General features: G+C 73.3%; 16 protein-coding genes. 5 read left to right on the top strand and 11 right to left on the bottom strand.

The window, feature by feature from the left end; translation table 11 throughout:
- Positions 1–45: 45 nt before the first annotated feature.
- Positions 46–477, bottom strand: a complete 432-nt coding sequence (mraZ, locus tag ABEA53_RS04890; RefSeq protein WP_345479890.1) for a division/cell wall cluster transcriptional repressor MraZ — start codon at positions 475–477, stop codon at positions 46–48.
- A gap of 169 nt (positions 478–646) precedes the next feature.
- A complete protein-coding gene (locus ABEA53_RS04885) occupies positions 647–1009 on the bottom strand; it encodes a DUF3040 domain-containing protein (protein ID WP_345479888.1) in 363 nt (120 codons plus the stop codon).
- An 88-nt stretch (positions 1010–1097) separates the two neighbouring features.
- Here ABEA53_RS04885 and ABEA53_RS04880 point away from each other — a divergent pair, with 88 nt between their 5' ends.
- Positions 1098–2216: a polyprenyl synthetase family protein gene (locus ABEA53_RS04880; protein ID WP_345479887.1), complete on the top strand. Its 1119-nt coding sequence runs from the start codon at positions 1098–1100 to the stop codon at positions 2214–2216.
- 111 nt (positions 2217–2327) lie between these two features.
- Here the strand turns inward: ABEA53_RS04880 and ABEA53_RS04875 are convergent, their stop codons facing one another.
- Complete coding sequence (locus ABEA53_RS04875) at positions 2328–2660, bottom strand: Rv2175c family DNA-binding protein (protein ID WP_345479886.1); 333 nt, start codon at positions 2658–2660, stop codon at positions 2328–2330.
- A 275-nt stretch (positions 2661–2935) separates the two neighbouring features.
- Between ABEA53_RS04875 and ABEA53_RS04870 the strand changes: the two genes are divergently transcribed.
- Positions 2936–3802, top strand: coding sequence for a LysM peptidoglycan-binding domain-containing protein (locus ABEA53_RS04870; protein WP_345479885.1), 867 nt, complete (start codon positions 2936–2938; stop codon positions 3800–3802).
- 83 nt (positions 3803–3885) lie between these two features.
- Complete coding sequence (gene pknB, locus ABEA53_RS04865) at positions 3886–5415, top strand: Stk1 family PASTA domain-containing Ser/Thr kinase (protein ID WP_425550607.1); 1530 nt, start codon at positions 3886–3888, stop codon at positions 5413–5415.
- Between the two features lie 12 nt (positions 5416–5427).
- On the opposite strand, the gene ABEA53_RS04860 is transcribed toward pknB, so the two are convergent.
- The 3 genes from ABEA53_RS04860 to ABEA53_RS04850 form a co-directional block, all read right to left on the bottom strand.
- Entirely contained in the window at positions 5428–6870 is a 1443-nt protein-coding gene (locus tag ABEA53_RS04860) for a class II 3-deoxy-7-phosphoheptulonate synthase (RefSeq protein WP_345479882.1), read from the bottom strand.
- 14 nt (positions 6871–6884) lie between these two features.
- Positions 6885–7571, bottom strand: a complete 687-nt coding sequence (locus tag ABEA53_RS04855) for a lysophospholipid acyltransferase family protein (protein ID WP_345479881.1) — start codon at positions 7569–7571, stop codon at positions 6885–6887.
- 85 nt (positions 7572–7656) lie between these two features.
- Positions 7657–8625: an ROK family glucokinase gene (locus ABEA53_RS04850; RefSeq protein WP_345479880.1), complete on the bottom strand. Its 969-nt coding sequence runs from the start codon at positions 8623–8625 to the stop codon at positions 7657–7659.
- A gap of 92 nt (positions 8626–8717) precedes the next feature.
- On the opposite strand from ABEA53_RS04850, the gene ABEA53_RS04845 reads away from it, so the two are divergent.
- Positions 8718–10538 (top strand): AMP-dependent synthetase/ligase, encoded by a 1821-nt coding sequence (locus tag ABEA53_RS04845; RefSeq protein WP_345479879.1) that lies wholly within the window; start codon positions 8718–8720, stop codon positions 10536–10538.
- A 187-nt stretch (positions 10539–10725) separates the two neighbouring features.
- Here ABEA53_RS04845 and ABEA53_RS04840 read toward each other — a convergent pair whose 3' ends face one another.
- Positions 10726–11220, bottom strand: coding sequence for a peptide deformylase (locus ABEA53_RS04840; RefSeq protein ID WP_345479878.1), 495 nt, complete (start codon positions 11218–11220; stop codon positions 10726–10728).
- Positions 11217–12791 (bottom strand): MinD/ParA family ATP-binding protein, encoded by a 1575-nt coding sequence (locus ABEA53_RS04835; RefSeq protein WP_345479877.1) that lies wholly within the window; start codon positions 12789–12791, stop codon positions 11217–11219. The genes ABEA53_RS04840 and ABEA53_RS04835 overlap by 4 nt, the downstream gene beginning before the upstream one ends.
- A 405-nt stretch (positions 12792–13196) precedes the next feature.
- On the opposite strand from ABEA53_RS04835, the gene ABEA53_RS04830 reads away from it, so the two are divergent.
- Complete coding sequence (locus tag ABEA53_RS04830; protein WP_345479876.1) at positions 13197–14033, top strand: ParA family protein; 837 nt, start codon at positions 13197–13199, stop codon at positions 14031–14033.
- A 357-nt stretch (positions 14034–14390) separates the two neighbouring features.
- Here ABEA53_RS04830 and ABEA53_RS04825 read toward each other — a convergent pair whose 3' ends face one another.
- From ABEA53_RS04825 to ABEA53_RS04815, 3 genes are all read right to left on the bottom strand, one after another.
- Positions 14391–14873 (bottom strand): MerR family transcriptional regulator, encoded by a 483-nt coding sequence (locus ABEA53_RS04825; protein WP_345480574.1) that lies wholly within the window; start codon positions 14871–14873, stop codon positions 14391–14393.
- A gap of 205 nt (positions 14874–15078) precedes the next feature.
- Complete coding sequence (ftsR, locus tag ABEA53_RS04820; RefSeq protein WP_345479875.1) at positions 15079–15780, bottom strand: transcriptional regulator FtsR; 702 nt, start codon at positions 15778–15780, stop codon at positions 15079–15081.
- On the bottom strand, positions 15777–16256 hold the full coding sequence (locus tag ABEA53_RS04815; protein WP_345479874.1) for an FHA domain-containing protein: 480 nt from the start codon (positions 16254–16256) through the stop codon (positions 15777–15779). Before ABEA53_RS04815 ends, ftsR begins: the two co-directional genes overlap by 4 nt.
- Between the last annotated feature and the right edge of the window lie 93 nt (positions 16257–16349).

Below are 16349 nucleotides of genomic sequence, written 5' to 3'. Positions count from 1 at the left end.
AGTGGCGTCAGGGAGCCCGTCACGGCTGGGACTCGGGAGGCACGGCTACAGGATCCCGGGGACCACCTCGCCCTCGATGGACGCGAAGGCGTCCTCGGTCTCCGCCAGGTGGGTCTCCCACGCGGCGGCGTCCCAGATCTCGACGCGGTCGCCGACGCCGAGGACCGCGAGCTCGCGCTCGAGGCCGGCGTAGGCGCGGAGGGCGGGCGGGATCGTCACGCGGCGCTGCTTGTCCGGCGTCTCGTCGTGCGCGCCCGAGAGGAACACCCGCAGGTAGTTCCGGGCGTCACGGCTCGTGACGGGCGCCTGCCGGATGCGGTCGTGCATCCGGGAGAACTCGTCGCGCGCGAAGACGTAGAGGCAGCGCTCCTGCCCGCGGGTCATGACCACGCCGTCGGCGAGGTCCTCCGCGAACTTGGCAGGAAGGATGATCCGCCCTTTCTCGTCGAGTCGCGGCGAGTAGGTACCGAGGAACACGGCACCGACCCCCCGCTGTCTCCATGACCAGCGGCGCTGGTGTAACCACTTTACTCCACTTCCCTCCACTCGGGCTACTGCGCGGGCGCCTCCGCTCCACTCGGCTCCCGGGGACACGAAAAACGCCCCGCGGCCGAAGCCGCGGGGCGTGGAGTGGAGGGGGCGGGGATCAGGTCCGGCGCCGGCGCTCCCAGCGCTGGGAGAGGCGGTCCATGAAGCCGGCTCGGGGGCCGCTGCCGGTGCCGTCGGCCGGGAACCCGGCCGGACCGCGGCGGCTGCGCACGCCCATGGCGAGCAGCACGCCGCCGAACATGGCGACGAAGCCGAGTGCGCCGACGGGCCAGCTGTGCAGCAGCACGCCGAGCACGAGCACGCCGATGCCGGCGACGACGAGCAGCACGCCGCCGATCACCGCGCCGTAGCTCATGCGGCCGTGCGCCCTGCCGACCGACGCGACGAAGTCGGCGTCGCCGTGGTACAGGCTGCGCTCCATCTCGTCGAGGAGGCGCTGCTCCTGCTCCGAAAGTGGCATCCGGGTCCCTCTTCTCACGGGGTGGACGGGCCGTGCAGCCCTGCGCGGCGCCAGTGTACAAGTCGGTGTCGCGGCTAGGCTAGGCGGTGTGAGCACTGGTGGCCGACTCGTCGACCTCGTGCAGAACCGGATCGACGAGTTCCTCGACGCCCGTTCCCCCATCCTCGCCGCCATCTCGGACGACACGGTGCCGATGGAGACGATTTCGAGGGACTTTCTGAGATTCGGGAAGCGCTTCCGAGCGCGGTTCTGCTACTGGGGTTGGCAATCCGTGCAGGGCGTGGACGACCCCGGCGACTTCTTCGGCGACACCAGCCGCCGCGACCTGCCCGCGGTGGTCGGCGCCGCCGCCGCGCTGGAGCTCTTCCACGCCGCCGCGCTGGTGCACGACGACCTGATCGACAAGTCCGACACCCGCCGCGGAGCCCCCTCCGCGCACCGCCGGTTCGAGCGCGAGCACCGCGACCGCCGCTTCGTGGGCGACGCGACCCGCTTCGGCGACTCCTCCGCGATCCTGCTCGGCGACCTCCTGCTCGTCTGGAGCGACGAGCTGTTCGCCGAGTCGATCGACCGGCTGGCGGACCCGGACAACGCCCGCGCCGCCCGCGCGGAGTTCAACCGCATGCGCACCGACGTCACCGCCGGCCAGTACCTCGACATCGTCGCCGAGGCCTCGTGGCCGCACGTGCCGGAGGCGCGGTCGATCGACACCGCCGTGAACGTCATCACCTACAAGTCGGCGAAGTACTCCATCGAGGCGCCGCTGGCGATCGGCGCCTCCCTCGGCGGGGCGTCGCTCGCGCAGATGGCCGCCCTCCGGGAGTTCGGGCTGCCGCTCGGCGTCGCGTTCCAGCTGCGCGACGACCTGCTCGGCGTCTTCGGCGACAGCGAGGTCACCGGCAAGCCGGCCGGCGACGACCTGGTCGAGGGCAAGCGCACCGTGCTCATCGCGATGACGCGCGACGCGGTGCCCGCCTCGGCCCGGAACACGATCGACGAGCTGCTCGGCGACCCGGAGCTGACGGGCGAGCAGGTGCAGATGCTGCAGGAGACGATCCGCGCGTCCGGCGCGATCGACCAGGTCGAGCGGATGATCACCGACAACGTCGAGCGCGCGCTCGACGCGCTCGACAGCGCCCCGCTGACCGCCGACTCCCGCGACGCGCTCTCGCGCCTCGCGGAGTCGATCAGCGTCCGCACGGCCTGACCCGAGTCCGAGCGTCGCCCGCGTCGTGCACGACGCCGGCACACGTGCGCGCGCCGCGGCCGGTGCTCGTGTCCGTCCGTCGCGCACGAAGCGCGGCGCGCGAACCGGGAGCTAGAAGGCCAGCGCCTGAGCGACTCGGCGGACCTCGGCCTTCCGGCCGGCCAGCAGGGCGTCGATCGGGGCGACGCCGAGGCTGTCGTCCGGCTCGAGCAGCCAGCGGATCGCCTCATCGTTCTGCAAGCCGCTGTCGCCGAGCAGGATCGCCGTGCCGCGCAGCTCGGGCAGCGGGCCCTCGTCGGTGACGAAGACCTCGGGCACCGAGACCACGCCGTCGCGCCGCGTCGCGAGGAGGTGCCGGTCCTCGATCATCCGCCGCACCTGGCTGGGCGACACGTCCAGCCGCTCGGCGATGTCCGGCACGGTCAACCAGGTGCGCTCTTCCACGCCTCAAGGATGCCAGTGCCCGAACTGGGGGCACGCCGCGGGTCCGACGAACCCCTGATCACCGGCCGCGTCCGTTGACTCGGCCCCACCGGTTCGGGAGAGTGCGCTCACGCCTTCCGGGGGGACGGGCGGGAACAGGAAGCACCATGAGTTCCACGTTGTCGGAATGGGAACGACGGACGCGTCTCGACGGGGGCAGGCACGCGGGCGACCGCGGACCGCTGCGGCGGCGTCTCGGTGCTGCGGGCCGGTTGGTCGGCTCGTTCGCACGCTCCGTGGCCGCGCCGGTCGACGGCGACCGGGACGCCCGCGCCCTGCGGCCGCTGCCCGACGACGAGCCGATGCGCCGTGCCCGTGAGGGCGCCCTCGAGGTCGAGGTCGGCCCCGGCGACACGGTGTTCGACATCGCCGCCCGCTACGGGGTCTCGACGGCCAGCGTGCTCGCGCTGAACGGCCTCGGCTGGCGCAGCACGCTCACGGCCGGGCAGACCGTGCTGGTCAAGCCGGTGGAGGCGCGCCCCGCGCCCGTCTCCGTGGCCGACGAGCTGCACCGCCACCGCGTCTCGGAGGACGAGACCGTCTCCTCCATCGCCCAGCGCCACGGCGTCGCGACCGCCGCCGTGCTGCTGGCCAACGGCCTCTCCCGCGGCAGCACCGTCCGCGCGGGTCAGCAGCTCGTCATCCCCGTGCCGAACCTGCGCAGGACCGGTTCCGGCGCGGTGACGCTGACCGGCGAGATGCGCGAGAACGCCGCCGTCATCGTGACGGTGGGACGGGAGGCGGGCGTGCCCGACGACGGGATCGTCGTCGCGCTCACGGCCGCGATGCAGGACTCGTCCCTCCACAACCTGCCCTTCGGCGAGGGCGACGCCGTCGGCCTGTTCCAGCAGCGCCCGAGCCTCGGCTGGGGCGACGAGCTCGCCCTGCTCGAGCCCCGTGCCGCCGCCACCGCGTTCTTCGGCGGCGCCGGCAGCGGCGTCGTCGCACCGGCGACCGGCCTCCTCGACGTCGGCGGGTGGGAGTTCATGGCCGTCGGGGAGGCCGCCCACGCGGTCCAGCGCCTCGCCTCCCCCGCCGCCTACGGCAAGTGGGAGCGCGCCGCGCGCGGCTGGCTGCACGAGATCGAGCACCCGCGGGGCTGATCCCCGGCGCACCGGGTCCGTGCCCGGGCGTCGGCACGGGGCCTGAATACACTCGCGACGTGACCGCCGCACCTCCCGACCCCATGGTGGGCCGGCTGCTCGACGGCCGGTACCAGATCCGCGCGCGCATCGCCCGCGGCGGCATGGCGACCGTCTACCTCGCGACCGACCTGCGCCTCGAGCGCCGCGTCGCGGTGAAGATCATGCACGCGCACCTGGCGGACGACGCCGCGTTCCGCGACCGCTTCATCCAGGAGGCGCGCAGCGCCGCCCGCCTCGCCCACCCGAACGTGGTCAACGTCTTCGACCAGGGCCAGGACCTCGGCACCGCCTACCTCGTCATGGAGTACCTGCAGGGCATCACCCTGCGCGACCTGCTCGGCGAGTACGGGCGCCTCACGCCCGAGCAGACCATGGACATCCTGGAGGCGGTGCTCGCCGGCCTCGTCGCCGCGCACAAGGCCGGGATCATCCACCGCGACCTCAAGCCCGAGAACGTGCTCCTCGCCGACGACGGCCGCATCAAGCTGGGCGACTTCGGCCTGGCCCGCGCCGCGACGAGCAGCACCGCGAGCGGCCAGGCGCTGCTCGGCACGATCGCCTACCTCTCCCCCGAGCTCGTCACCCGGGGCATCGCCGACACCCGCAGCGACGTGTACGCGGTCGGGATCATGATGTACGAGATGCTCACCGGCGAGCAGCCGTTCAAGGGCGAGCAGCCGGTGCAGATCGCGTACCAGCACGCGAACGACTCGGTGCCGGCGCCCTCGCTGAAGAACCCGGGCATCCCGGCCCTGCTCGACGACCTCACGCTGTGGGCCACGGCGCGAGACCCCGAGGACCGGCCGCGCGACGCCCGGGCGATGCTCGACCAGCTCTTCGAGACGCAGCACCTCATGCACGAGAACGCGACCCGCGTGCTGCCGACCACCACCCAGCGGACGGCCGTGCTGCCCGCCGCGCCGGCTCGCAGGGCCGCGACCGCGGAGACCGCGCCCGTCGCCCGCCGCGGTCAGGCGACCGACGTGATCGAGCGCCTCCGCAGCGCCACGGCCAAGGCCCACCGCCGCGGGGCGTGGGCGTTCGGCGCCGTGCTCGTGGCCGGGGCGATGGCGGCCGGCACCGGCTGGTACTACGGCGGCGGCCCGGGCTCGACCACGGCGCTGCCGGCGGTGTCCGGGATGACGCAGGACCGCGCCGCAGCCGCGCTCGCGCGGCAGGGCTTCCGGGTCCGCACGGCCGCCGCGGTGTGGAGCGCGTCCGACGCCGGCACCGTCACGACCACGGACCCCGCGCCCGGTGCCGTCCTGAGCCCCGGCGCCACGGTCTCCCTGGTGCTCTCGAAGGGCCGGCAGCCCGTCGCCGTGCCCGCGGTCAAGGGGCGCACCAGCGCCGCCGCGACCGCGCTGGTGCGGGAGGCGCACCTCGTGCTCGGCGCGCCGGTCGAGAAGTCCTCCTCCCGGGCCGCGGGCACCGCGCTGCGGCTCGTCGACGCCCGGGGCGCCACGGTCGCCGCGGGCACCGCCGTGCCGCCCGGCACGGCGGTGCGCCTGGTCGTCTCGACCGGCCCGGCGCTCGCCGAGGCCGGCACGACCGGGGTCGCCGCGGGCTGACCCGCTGCGGCGTCAGCCCCTCCGGTGCTGGCCGAGCTCCTCGGCGCTGCGCTGATGCTGGCCGAGCTCCTCGGCGCTGCGCTGATGCTGGCCGAGTTCCTCGGCCACGAGGAACGCGAGTTCCAGCGACTGCGAGTGGTTCAGGCGCGGGTCGCACAGCGACTCGTAGCGCGTCGCGAGGGTCTCCTCGTCGATGTGCTCCGAGCCGCCCAGGCACTCGGTGACGTCGTCGCCGGTGAGCTCCACGTGCATGCCGCCGGGGTGCGTGCCGACCTGGCGGTGCGCGGCGAAGAAGCCCAGCACCTCGTCGACCACGTCGTCGAAGCGCCGCGTCTTGTAGCCGGTCGGCGTCGTGATCCCGTTCCCGTGCATCGGGTCGGTGATCCACAGCGGCGTCGCGCCGAACCGGCCGACGGCCTCGAGCAGCGGCGGCAGGGCGTCGCGGATGCGGCCCGCGCCCATCCGGGTGATCAGCGTCAGGCGACCGGGCTCGCGCTCCGGGTCGACCAGGTCGATCAGGCGCTCGAGCTCGTCGGGCGTCATCGTCGGCCCGACCTTCACGCCGATCGGGTTGCGGATCCGCGAGACGAAGTCGAGGTGCGCGCCGCCCTGCTGCCGCGTCCGCTCCCCCACCCACACGAAGTGGGCCGAGGTGTCGACGGGCGTGCCGTTGCGGGAGTCGATGCGCGTCAGCGCGCGCTCGTACTCCATCAGCAGCGCCTCGTGGGCGGTGTAGAACTCGACGCGCTTCAGCTCGTCGAAGTCGGCGCCCGCCGCTTCCATGAACTTCACCGCGCGGTCGATCTCGCGCGCGAGGCCCTCGTAGCGCTGGTTGGCCGGGTTCGCCGCGAAGCCGCGGTTCCAGCTGTGCACCTCGCGGAGGTCCGCGAAGCCGCCCTGCGTGAAGGCGCGGACGAGGTTCAGGGTCGAGGCGGCCGTGTGGTAGCCGCGGACCATGCGGGCGGGGTCGTGCCCGCGCGACTCGGCGGTGAAGTCGTAGCCGTTGACGATGTCGCCGCGGTACGCCGGCAGGGTGACGTCGCCGCGGGTCTCGACGTCGCTCGACCGCGGCTTCGCGAACTGCCCCGCCATCCGGCCCATCTTCACGACGGGCATCGAGGCGCCGTAGGTGAGCACGACCGCCATCTGCAGGATCGTCTTCACCCGCGCGCGGATCTGATCCGCCGTGGCGCCCTCGAAGGTCTCGGCGCAGTCGCCGCCCTGCAGCACGAACGCGTGCCCGGCGGCCGCCGTGGCGAGGCGGGTGCGCAGCTGGTCGATCTCGCCGGCGAACACGAGCGGCGGCATCGTGCGCAGCTCGGCGACGGCCGCGTCGGCGGCGGAGGGGTCGGTCCACGAGGGCTGCTGGAGCACCTCGAGGGTTCGCCAGTGGTCGAGCCCGGCGAGCACCTCGGGGCGCGCGGGCACGACGGTGTCCTCGAACGACTGCAGCATGACCGGCTCCCGGCTCACGCGGCCCGTGCGGCGGCCTGCCGCAGGGTGCTCGCGTACACGTCGACGTACTCCTGGCCCGACAGGCGGGCGATCTCGACCATGATCTCGTCGGTGATGGACCGGAGGACGAAGCGGTCCCCCTCCATCCCCTCGAACCGCGAGAAGTCGAGCGGCTCGCCGATGACGACGCCGACCCGGCGCACCCGCGGGATCTTCGAGCCGATGGGCATGGCCTTGTCCGTGTCGAACATCGCGACGGGGACCACGGGCGCCTTCGCCTCGAGGATCATCCGGGCGACGCCGGTGCGGCCGCGGTACAGCTTCCCGGTGGGCGAGCGGGTCCCCTCCGGGTAGATGCCGAGCACGCCGCCGCCGCGCAGCACCTGCACGCCGGTGTTCAGCGACGCCTCGCTCGCCTTGCCGCCCGAGCGGTCGATCGACAGCTGGCCGACGCCGTTCATGAAGGAGCGCACGACGAAGCCGCGCAGGCCCTTGCCGGTGAAGTAGTCGCTCTTCGCGAGGAAGGTGACCTTGCGCTTCAGCATCAGCGGGAGGAAGAGGGAGTCGACGACCGACACGTGGTTCGACGCGAGGATCACGGGACCCGTCGCCGGCACGTTCTCGGTGCCCGTGACCCACGGGCGGAACGTCGCGTTCAGATAGGGCGCGAGGAACAGGTTCTTGAGGATCCAGTACAGCAACCGCGGTCCCCTCTCGTCTCGCCCGCACGGGTTCCGACGAGGCTACCGGGTCGCCGGGCCCCTCCTCGATCGGGGCCGACGGGCCTCAGCGCGGGGCGAAGGCGAGGTACGTCGGGTCCTCGTGCAGCCGGGCGAGGTCGGCGGCGCCCACCGCTCCCGCCTCGTTCCCGAGCTCGGCCACGGCGAACGTCGGCTCGGGGTGGAAGCCGCGCGCCGGGAGGTGGTCGGCGTACGCCCGGCGCACCGGGTCGAGCAGCCGGTCCCCCGCGCTCGCGACGCCGCCGCCGATCACGAAGAGCTGCGGGTCGAGCACGACCCCGAGGCTGGAGCAGGCCTGGCCGAGCCACGAGCCGAGCTCGCTCATCGCGGCGACCGCCCCCGGGTCCCCCTCCTGCACGAGCCGGCCGATGACGGCGCCCTCGAGCACCCCGCCCTCGTACTCGCGGGCCTTCGCGAGGCCCGCGCCGATGCCCCCGGCGTCCGCGATCGCGCCGGCCATCCGCTGCAGGGCCCGGCCGGAGCCGTACTGCTCGATGCAGCCGCGCGCGCCGCAGCCGCACGGGATGCCGTCGGGCACGACGCGCATGTGCCCGAGCTCGCCGGCCACGCCGAAGCCGCCGCGCAGCAGTCGGTCGCCGACGATGACGGCCCCGCCGACGCCCGTGCCGGAGGTGAGCATCACCATGTCCGACACCAGGCGCCCCGCGCCGAAGCGGAACTCCGCCCAGCCCGCGGCGTTCGCGTCGTTGTCCACGACGACGGGCAGCGACAGGCGGCTCTCGAGCCGTTCGCGCAGCGGCTCGTTCCGCCAGGGGATGTTCGGCGTGTAGTAGACGGTGCTCTGACCGGCGTCGATGAACCCGGGCGCCGCGACGCCGACGGGCATCCGCTCGCCGCCCGCGAGGTCCTCGATCATCGTGACGATCGCGTCCTCGATCGCCGTGGCGTCGTCCGCGTCGGTGGGCACGCGCTCGTAGCGGAGCAGGTTGCCCAGCTCGTCCACGACGCCGCCTGCGATCTTCGTCCCGCCGATGTCGATGCCGATCGCGTGCACGGGTGCAGAGCCTAGGACGTCAGCGCCCGGCACGCGGCGGCCCTGGTGCGGCGCCGGTTACGATCGATCCCACCCAGGCGAAGGAGCTTCGAGTGCAGCAGACCGAGACGCGCATCCTCACGGAGGCGGAACCGGCACTGAACGTGGCCGATCTGCTCGCGCAGCGGGCGTCGCGCACGCCGGACCTCGTGCTGTTCCAGGTGCCGGAGGACGGCGGCTGGCGGCCGATCACCGCCGCGCGGTTCCGCGCGCAGGTCGTCGAGGTCGCGAAGGGCTTCATCGCCGCGGGCATCGAGCCGGGCGACCGCATCGGCCTGCTCTCCTCCACCCGCTACGAGTGGTCGGTCGTCGACTTCGCCGCCTGGTACGCCGGGGCGCTCGTCGTGCAGGTGTACGAGACGAGCTCCCCCGACCAGGTGCGGCACATCCTCGAGGACTCCGGCGCCTGCGCCATCGTCGTGGAGACCGCCGAGCACTACACCCGCGTCGACGAGGTGCTGCCCGACCTGCCCGACGTGCAGCACGTGTGGCAGCTGGACCTCGGCGGCCTGGACAAGATCGCGCAGGGCGGGCGCGAGGTCCCCGACGACGAGGTCGAGCGCCGCCGCCAGCTCGCCGTCGAGTCGGACATCGCGACGATCATCTACACGGCCGGCACGACCGGGAAGCCGAAGGGCTGCGTGCTCACGCACGGCAACTTCGTCGAGCTGACCCGCAACGTGACGATCGACATCCCCGAGGTCGTGCACGAGCAGGCCGCCACCCTGCTGTTCGTCACGCTCGCGCACGTCTTCGCGCGGTTCATCTCCGTGCTCGCGGTCTACGGCGGCGTCCGCGTCGGGCACCAGGCCGACACGAAGCAGCTCGTGCCGTCGCTCGGCTCGTTCCGCCCCACCTTCCTCCTCGCGGTGCCGCGCGTGTTCGAGAAGGTCTACAACTCCGCCGAGCAGAAGGCGGAGGCGGGCGGCCGCGGCGGCGCGTTCCGCTGGGCCGCGGACGTCGGCGTGCGCTGGTCCGAGGCGAAGACCGAGGGGCACGTGCCCATCGGGCTCGCGCTGCAGTACCGCGCGGCCGACGCGCTCGTGTTCCGCAAGCTGCGCGGGGTGCTCGGCGGCCGGTGCCGCTGGGCGGTGTCCGGCTCCGCCCCCCTCGGCAAGCGCCTGAACCACTTCTACCGCGCGATCGGCGTCACGATCCTCGAGGGCTACGGCCTCACCGAGACGACCGCGCCCCTCACTGTGAACCGGCCGGCGGACGCGAAGATCGGCACAGTCGGCCGCCCGCTGCCCGGTTCCGCGGTGCGCATCAGCGCCGACGGCGAGGTCGAGGTGCGCGGCATCGGCGTCTTCCCCGGCTACCACCACGCCGAGGAGGCGACCCGGGAGGCGTTCGACGACGGCTGGTTCCGCACCGGCGACATCGGCGCGCTCGACGACGACGGCCACCTGATGATCACCGGCCGCAAGAAGGAGATCATCGTCACGGCGGGCGGCAAGAACGTGGCGCCGGCCGAGCTCGAGGACCCGATCCGCGCGAACCCGATCATCAGCCAGGTCGTCGTCGTCGGCGACCAGCGGCCGTTCATCGCCGCGCTCGTCACGCTCGACGGCGAGATGCTGCCGGCCTGGCTCAAGAACAAGGGCGTCGAGGAGCAGGTCTCGATGGAGCAGGCCGCGAAGCTGCCGGTCGTCCGCGAGGAGATCCAGCGCGCGATCGACGCGGCGAACACCCGCGTCTCCCGCGCCGAGGGCGTGCGCGCCTTTCGCGTCCTCACCGACGACTTCACCGAGGCGTCGGGCGAGCTGACGCCGAAGATGAGCATCAAGCGCCACATCATCCTCGACAAGCGCTCCGGCGACATCGACGCCCTCTACGCGGAGGCGAAGAAGGAGCACACCGCTTCGGCGCACTGACGGCCCTGCTTCCGCGGTGACCGCGGGTGCGCGGGCTCGTGCCTGCGAGGTGCGTCGCGCATGCAGGACGGAGTCGGATCTGGAGGACGGAAGCGGCGGTTCCTGCCTGCAGACGGCACGGCGTCCTGCGTTCCCGACGGGACCGTGGACCAGGTGAGCCCTCCGCCCTCCTCGGGATCGGCAGTGCTCAGCGGAACCAGGGGGCGCGGCGGACCTCGGCCATCGCCTCGCGGCGGACGTCGCGCTCCAGGCGCGTCAGGTACAGGCGGCCGTCGAGGTGGTCCTGCTCGTGCTGCAGCGCCTCCGCGAGCACGCCCTCGCCGACCACCTCGGTGGTCGAGCCGTCCAGGAGGCGGCCGGTGCTGCGGGCCCACGGGTACCGCTTCGTCGGGAACACGAGGTCGGGCACCGACAGGCAGCCCTCGTCGAAGTCGATCGGCTCGCCGCGGACCTCCACCAGCTCGGGGTCGAGCAGGTACCCGATGCGGCCGTCCACGTTGTAGGCGAAGGCCCGGAGGGCGACCCCGATCTGGTTCGCCGCGACACCGGCCCGGCCCGGCACCTGCACGGTGTCGAGCAGGTCCTGCACCAGCGCCTCGATCGCCGGCGTCGCCGGCCCGACGGGGTCGCCGACCGTCCGCAGGACGGGGTCGCCGAAGAGCCGGATCTCCCGGACGGTCACGCGTCGCGGCGGGACGGCAGGCCGTCGGAGACGAGCGCCGCCAGCGTGCGGGCCGCGTCCTTCGTGGTCTGCTTCAGGTTCTTGTAGTCGACGACCGAACCGGCGGCCAGCTGCGGGTCGTACGGGATGCGCACGATGTCGCGGACGCGGGAGGCGAAGTGCGACTCGATCTCGTCGAGCTTCACCAGCGAGGTGCCGTGGGTCGCGGTGTTGATCGCGACGACGGCGTTCTCCACCAGGTCGCCGTAGCCGTTGGCCTCGAGCCAGGTGAGGGTCTCGGAGGCGAGCCGCGCCTCGTCGACGCTGCCGCCCGACACGATGACGACCGAGTCGGCGCGCTGCAGGGTCGCGCGCATGACGGAGTGCACGATGCCCGTGCCGCAGTCGGTGAGCGCGATCGAGTAGAACCGCGCCGCGAGGTCGGCGACGACGTTGTAGTCGTTCTCGTCGAACGCCTCCGACAGCAGCGGGTCCGTGTCCGACGCGAGGATGTCGAGGCGGGTCTCGTCGCGCGAGACGAGGGTGCTGAAGTCGGTGAAGCCGCCGATGGCGTTCGCGCGGGTCACGACGTCGCGCACCGTCGCGCGGGTCTGCTTGGTGACGCGCTCGGACAGCGTGCCGCGGTCCGGGTTCGCGTCGATCGCGATGATGCGGTCCTCGCGGAGGGTCGCCATGGTCATGCCGAGCAGCGTCGTCACCGTCGTCTTGCCGACGCCGCCCTTGCGGGTCAGCACCGGCACGAAGCGGGTGCCGCCCTCGTAGGGCTTCGCGATGCGCGCGATCTCGTCCTTGCGCACGCGCTCGTCCGCCGAGTCGCCCAGGTTCAGCTTGTGCAGCGTCGCCGCGTACACGAACTTGTTCCAGGCGCCCGTCGGCTTCTCGCGGACGCGGCCGCCGTTCTCGATCAGGCGGTCGGCCGTCAGCATCGCGGCGGACTCGGGCTCGCCCGCGGTCGGGGTGCCGTTGCGCCGCTCGCGGCGGGTCGCGGAGCCGGCGCCGTCGAGGCGCGGCATCTCCCCCGTCGCGCCCGGGCGGTGGCCGCCGAACGCGGCGGGCGGCACGACGGGGCCGCCGAGCAGGGCGTCGTAGGCGCTGCCGGTGCGGCGCGGGGCCGGCGAGGACCCGGTGGTGCGCGGCAGGGCCCCGGTCGTGCGGGGCAGGGGGCCGGTCGCGCGCGGGAAGGAGCCCGTGGCGCCGCGGGTGAAGGAGCCGGTGGCCGGGCCGCCGTGCAGCGGCTGCTCGCCGGTGTTCCCCGGCACGATCTCGACGCTGGACGTCGCGGCTGCGAGGGCGCCCGGGTCGACCGCGACGTCGTCGATCGCGACGGCGGCCTCGTCCTCCGGCACGTCCGACTTCGGCAGCGGCGGCAGGTCGATCTCGATCGACGGGTGCTGCTGCAGCGGGGGCACGCGGATCAGCGACGACAGGTTCATCGTCGACAGGTCGGTGCCCGCGGCACGGGTGACCAGGGCCACCTGGACGGGTCCGTCGGTGTGCTCGGCGGCCTCGTCCAGTCGGGGGCCGTCGAGCAGGTCACCAAGGGTGTCCGGCTTCACGCGCTTGTTCGCCACGGCGTCACTTCCTCGAGCGGGTCGATGCTTCGACTCTAACTTGAGACTTCGCCGCCCCCCGGAAGCGGCACGGCGCGGCGGCCGAGCCCCTTCGACGAGGCGGTACCCCGGGGTGTCGGGGCTCGCGCCGGGGTCGTGGCGCACGGCAAGTCTGCACCAGCGCACCGACGGCGCCCGCCGGGCGGGCGGCGTGCGCGACGGGTCGGCGGGTGCGGAGGGCGTCCGCGGTCGACGACGAGCAGGAGCGCTGCGCCTCCACCTGCGCGATGCCCCGCCGGGTTCCGCAGCGGACCGCGACGCCGCGCCGATCGTGCACGCGGATCTCCGTGAACAGGGAGCCGCCTTCGCGTGTCATGGGCGCGGCGTTGACCGGGCCCGGTGGGCCTTCCCGGCTACTCTGTCGCCGTGCATGTGCTGAGCGTCAGCTCCCTCAAGGGCGGGGTCGGGAAGACCACGGTGACGCTCGGGCTGGCCTCCGCGGCGTTCGCCCGCGGCGTCTCGACCCTCGTCGTCGATCTCGACCCGCAGGCCGACGTGTCGACCGGCATGGACGTGCCCGTGGCGGCCGTCAACGTCGCCGACGTCCTCGCGAGCCCGAAGGAGAAGGTCGTCCGCGCGGCGATCACGCCGTCGGGCTGGACCCGCGGCCGGGGCGGCGTCGTCGACGTCATGGTCGGGTCGCCCGCCGCCATCAACTTCGACGGGCCGCACCCGTCGGTCCGGGACATCTGGAAGCTCGAGGAGGCGCTCGCGCACGTCGAGGCGGAGTACGACCTCGTGCTCGTCGACTGCGCGCCGTCGCTCAACGCCCTGACGCGCACCGCCTGGGCCGCCTCGGACCGCGTCTCGGTCGTCACCGAGCCGGGCCTGTTCTCCGTCGCCGCCGCCGACCGGGCGCTGCGCGCGATCGAGGAGATCCGCCGGGGCCTGTCGCCTCGCCTCCAGCCGCTCGGCATCATCGTGAACCGGGCCCGCATGCAGAGCCTCGAGCACCAGTTCCGCATCAAGGAGCTGCGCGACATGTTCGGGCCGCTCGTGCTGAGCCCGCAGCTGCCCGAGCGCACGTCGCTGCAGCAGGCGCAGGGCGCCGCGAAGCCGCTGCACGTCTGGCCCGGCGAGAGCGCCCAGGAGCTGGCGCGCATGTTCGACCAGCTGCTCGACCGCGTGCTGCGCACCGGACGGGTCGGCGAGTTCGCGACCTCCGAGATCCCCACGCAGATGCAGGCGGGCCGCTCCGCCTGAGCCGACGGCCGCGCTCGCGCGGTCCTGCCGGCGTCGCTCCTCCGGAGGACGCGCGGTCTCCACGGCGGAGCGCGCTCCGCATGCGCACCGCACGAGGCCGCGGGACCGCGCGGCGCTCACCGGCACGCCCTGCGGTCGACTGCTGCGGGGCTCCGGTCCGGGCCGTGCGGGGACGCCGGCGTCGCACGCTCCTCCGAGCGCTGCGCGGTACTCGCGGCGACGCGCGGTGCGCATGCCGACCGCGTCCCGCCACGGCGATCGCGCGAGCGCGTGGGACGGGCCGCCGGCAGCCCGCCGCGGGTGGACGACGTCGAGCCCCGTCCCTCACGGGGCGGGGCTCGACGGAAGTCGTCCGGGCTAGACGGCCCGCTGCGCGCGACGGAGGGCGAGCTCGTCCATCGGGTCGGCCTGCTCGGACTCGAGCTGGACCAGGTCCGACTGCACGTCGGTCAGGACCTTGCCCACGGCGATGCCGAAGACGCCCTGGCCGCGCTGGAGCACGTCAAAGATCTCCTCCTTGGAGGTGCACAGGTAGACGCTCGCGCCGTCCGACATCAGCGTGGTCTGCGCGAGATCCGTAATCCCCCAATTACGGAGCTGCTCCACCGCCGTGCGAATCTGCTGTAGCGAGATGCCCGTGTCCAGAAGCCGTTTGACCAGCTTCAGCACCAGGATGTCGCGGAACCCGTAGAGCCGCTGCGAACCGCTGCCGGCCGCGCCACGGATCGTGGGCTCCACGAGGCCGGTGCGGGCCCAGTAGTCGAGCTGCCGATACGTGATCCCGGCAGCGCGCGCGGCGATGACACCGCGGTACCCTGCCGAGTCGTCCAACTCCGGCATGCCGTCCGTGAACAGCAAGCCGAGGTCGTATCGGTCTTCACTCCGATTCACCTCAGTCAATTTGGACTGCCTTCCACCCCCCACGCGGGTCTCCGCGGGCAGCGGAGTCGCGTTCTGGGGCTCACGCTACAGACAGCCCCCTGCACAGGCAACGACATCCGGTCCATGGGATCCGGCGTGTCGAGCGCTGCGGCGGGCATCGCGATCAGGACGCGTGCTTCTCGAGAGCACGCTTCACGAGCGCGGAGCGGATGGTCTCGAGGTCGCCCGCGAGCTCGTTCGCCCGCTCGTCGGCGTGCTGCCGACTCGCGGAGTCGGCCCGCCGGCGCAGCGGCAGGAGCGCGTTCGCGACGAGCTCGAGCTCCCGCTCGACCGCGATGCGCATCGCGCGGAGGTGCCGCGGCTCGATGCCGGCGGCACGGAGGTCGGCGAGGGCCTTCAGCGTCGCGACGTCGTGCTCGTCGTACAGCTCGGCCGCGGGCATCAGGCCCGTCGCGACCGCGTCGCCGAGCAGGTCGAGGCCGGCCTGCGACTCCGCGAGCAGCTCGTCGCGCGTCCAACGGCGCTCGGTCCCGAGGATCGAGATCGCGCCGGTCGCCGTGCCCGGCCACTCCGGGTTGCGGCCCGCGTCGAGGTCGGCGAGGTAGCGCCGGATGACCTTCAGCGGCAGGTAGTGGTCGCGCTGCATCTGCAGCACGAGCTTGATCCGGTCGATGTCGCTCGCGGAGAAGCTGCGGTACCCGGAGGCGGTGCGCGCCGGGTGGATCAGCCCGCGGTCCTCGAGGAAGCGGAGCTTCGACGGGGACAGCTCGGGGAAGTCCGGCTCGAGCTTCGCGAGCACCTGCCCGATGGAGATGACGCCCGTCGCGGTCGCCGGCTCCCGGCGCTCGGGCAGCGCCGTGCTCATCGGGCCGCGATCCCGGCGAGGTCCAGTCGCGACGCGTAGAAGGTGAGCCGGAACTTGCCGATCTGCACCTCCGCGCCGTCGGACAGCAGCGCCGTCTCGATGCGGACGCCGTCGAAGAACGTGCCGTTCAGGCTGCCGAGGTCCTTGACCTCGAACGCGGTGCCGTGGCGCAGGAACTGCGCGTGGCGGCGCGAGACGGTGACGTCGTCGAGGAAGATGTCGGCCGACGGGTGGCGCCCGGCAGTCGTCTCGTCCTGGTCGAGCAGGAACCGGGCGCCCACGTTCGGGCCTCGACGCACCACGAGCAGCGCGGACCCGCTGGGCAGGGCGCTGACCGCGGCCTGCTCCTCCGCGGAGGTCCCGGTGAGCTCTGCGATGCGGGATCCGAACTCGTACCCGAACGACGCCGTCGTCTCGGGTGCGCTCGAAGGCTCCTCGCGTCGCCTGCGGGGGCGACCGTCGCGTTCATCGACCATACGGCGACCTCCTCATGGCGGACCAGGCTAGCGGACGCCCTCGGCGTGTCGTCTGCCCCCCGTTTCGACCGGATGCGACGGTCCGTCGGGGGC

Origin of the sequence: Amnibacterium soli, assembly GCF_039544415.1 — a bacterium.
Classification (GTDB): Bacteria; Actinomycetota; Actinomycetes; order Actinomycetales; family Microbacteriaceae; genus Amnibacterium; species Amnibacterium soli.
Note: the sequence above shows the minus strand (reverse complement) of the source record. Positions and strands in the feature narration are given on the sequence as shown.